We start from the raw sequence: 2,333 nt of genomic DNA on the forward strand, positions 1-2,333 counted from the left end.
CCTGCCCCGCCCCGAGCCCGAGGACGGGCCCGCGTTCGACCCGACCGGGTACCAGGTCAAGGACGTCCTGGCATACCTGCAGGACGCCACAGAGGAGGAAGCCATGCGCGTACTGGACGCGGAAGCCGCGGGCGAGAACCGCAAGGGCATCGCCTCCCAACGCGAGACGGTCCTCGCCCGTGCCCGGGCGGGCGACCAGGCCCGCGCGGAGAAGGCGGCCGAGGCCTCGCGGGGCGGCGGCCGCGGCGACACCGTCGAGACTCGCTGACCGGGGGTGAGCGTGCCGTACGACCTCGGCGCCACCGCGCGCCTGACCGCCCCGTGCCGGGACCCTGACGGCACCCTCACCAACGCCGCCACCGCCACGGTCACCGTCACCCTGCCGGACGGCTCCACCGCGGCCCCGGCCGTGGCCAACCCGCCCGCCGAGACAGGCCGGTACACGGCCGACTACATCACCAGCGTTCCCGGGCGGCACACCGTGCGCTGGGTCTTCACCGGCCCGGCTCACGCCTACACCGACGTCCTCGACGTCTACGACGAGGCGCCCCCGGCGATCCTGTCGATGGCCGACGCCCGCGACCACCTCAACCTCAAGAGCACGTCGGACGACGACGAGGTCCGCTACTGGAACAACGTCACCACCCGGGCCGTGGAGTACCACACCGGCCCGATCGTCGCCCGCACGGTCGTCGAGCAGCACACCGTGCGCAACGCGGCGGCGGTCGTGCTGCTGCACACCCCCGTCCTCGCGGTGACGGCCGTCGAGGCCGTGCTGACGGGCGCGTCCGGATACAGCACCGATGACCTGGACGTGGACGGCGCCACGGGCGAGGTGTACCGCCTGGACGGCGGACACCTGTCCGGGCGGCTGAAGTTCACCTACACCGCGGGGCGCACGGCCATCGCGGAGAACATCACCGGCGGCGCCCGCATCATCCTCGACCACTTGTGGCGCACTCAGCGGGCGGGCCGCCGCGGCGCCCTGGCCGGAGGAGGCGAGGACTACAGCGTGACCGAGCCGATCCCGGGCCTCGGCTACGCCATCCCGAACCGGGCGCTGGAACTGCTGGCACCCGACCGGCTTCCCCCAGGAGTGGCGTGATGGGTTCGAGAGTCCCCGAGGTGATCGACGCCCTGACCGCACTCGGCCGGTCCGAGGCCCGCGACCAGCTGGCGGATGTGCTCGTGTCGGACGGCCCGGAGATCGCGGGCGACAGCGGGCCGGACTGGCTGATCGTCGGCTTCGACGGCGACCCGGAGGGCGACATGCAGGCCGCGCAGACCCTCGGCGGGTGGGTCGGGTTGGGCACGCGCCGTGAGGAGCAGTGGCAGGTCACGGTCGCGGCGATCGCCTCCCGCGGCGAGAAGGACATCCGGGACGCCCGCATGCGGGTGTACGAGATCGGCGGGCGGGTGGAGGTCTGGCTGGCGGCTGATCCGTCGCTCGGGCTGGTGGGGGTGGAGGCGGCGATCGAGGCGAGTCAGCTGTCCCAGGTCCAGACAGGCGACGGAGTACAGGCGGTGCTGCTGCTGACGGTGGCCGGCCGCGCATTCACGTAGATGAGGAGGAGCAGATGGCTGCACTGACCACGACCGTCGTCGGCCTCGCCGGTGCGGCTGTGCCGTACGTGCCGACGGCGGCTGGCGGGGACGACTGCCAGGCGGGGCGGGTGTGCTGCTGCTGCTGGTGCGCAACGGCGACTCGTCATCCCACACGGTGACGCTGGTGACGCCCGGCACGGTCAACGGCCTGGCCATCGCGGACCGGCCGGTCCCGGTGGCTGCGGGCGCCGTGGAGGCAATCCCGGTCACGAACGACTACCGCAACCCGGCCACCGGGCGGGCGTCGATCACGTACGACGACGTCACCTCGGTGGACGTGGCGGTGCTGCGGGTGCCGGTGTCATGAGCCGGGTCACGATGACGCACCCCGGCCTGGATCAGGAGATCGAGGTCGACGAGGTGTCGGTGCCGCACTACCAGGCGTCGGGCTGGCAGGTGGCCGCCCCGCCCAAGGCAACGAAGGCCGCGGCGACGGGCCGCCGGCGCAAGGAGAGTGAGAGCTGATGGCGACTCCGATCAACCCGTCGGTGCGGTACTACCGGCGCGGCAGGACGAAGGTGCTGTGGGTGCCGGCGATCGCGAGCAAGGCGGCGCCGTCCCGGGCGGAGCTGGACGCAGGTACGGCGCTGGAGGGCGAGACCGGCGCGATGTCGGGCTGGCAGACCACGTCCGGCACGGTACCCACCCCGGCGCTCGGCAGCCGGTTCACACCGGTCGTGGGCGGTGAGATCACCCCCGCCCACAGCTCGCGGACGTTCTGGGCGTCC

General features: G+C 73.0%; 6 protein-coding genes. All 6 read left to right on the forward strand.

What is annotated here, in order from left to right; all coding sequences use genetic code 11:
- On the forward strand, positions 1–268 hold a 268-nt coding region (locus tag ACFYWL_RS31030), incomplete at its 5' end, for a hypothetical protein (protein ID WP_386980344.1).
- A gap of 6 nt (positions 269–274) precedes the next feature.
- Complete coding sequence (locus ACFYWL_RS31035) at positions 275–1,105, forward strand: hypothetical protein (RefSeq protein WP_386980347.1); 831 nt, start codon at positions 275–277, stop codon at positions 1,103–1,105.
- Positions 1,105–1,563, forward strand: coding sequence for a hypothetical protein (locus ACFYWL_RS31040; RefSeq protein ID WP_386980350.1), 459 nt, complete (start codon positions 1,105–1,107; stop codon positions 1,561–1,563). Before ACFYWL_RS31035 ends, ACFYWL_RS31040 begins: the two co-directional genes overlap by 1 nt.
- 112 nt (positions 1,564–1,675) lie before the next feature.
- Entirely contained in the window at positions 1,676–1,912 is a 237-nt protein-coding gene (locus ACFYWL_RS31045; protein WP_386980353.1) for a hypothetical protein, read from the forward strand.
- The gene (locus tag ACFYWL_RS31050; RefSeq protein ID WP_386980356.1) at positions 1,909–2,070 is read left to right on the forward strand and encodes a hypothetical protein; all 162 of its coding nucleotides are present in this window, start codon (positions 1,909–1,911) and stop codon (positions 2,068–2,070) included. The genes ACFYWL_RS31045 and ACFYWL_RS31050 overlap by 4 nt, the downstream gene beginning before the upstream one ends.
- A partial coding sequence (locus ACFYWL_RS31055; RefSeq protein ID WP_386980359.1) for a hypothetical protein occupies positions 2,070–2,333 on the forward strand: 264 nt, incomplete at its 3' end. The genes ACFYWL_RS31050 and ACFYWL_RS31055, both read left to right, overlap by 1 nt.

The organism is Micromonospora sp. NPDC002575 (assembly GCF_042889525.1).
GTDB lineage: Bacteria > Actinomycetota > Actinomycetes > Mycobacteriales > Micromonosporaceae > Micromonospora > Micromonospora carbonacea.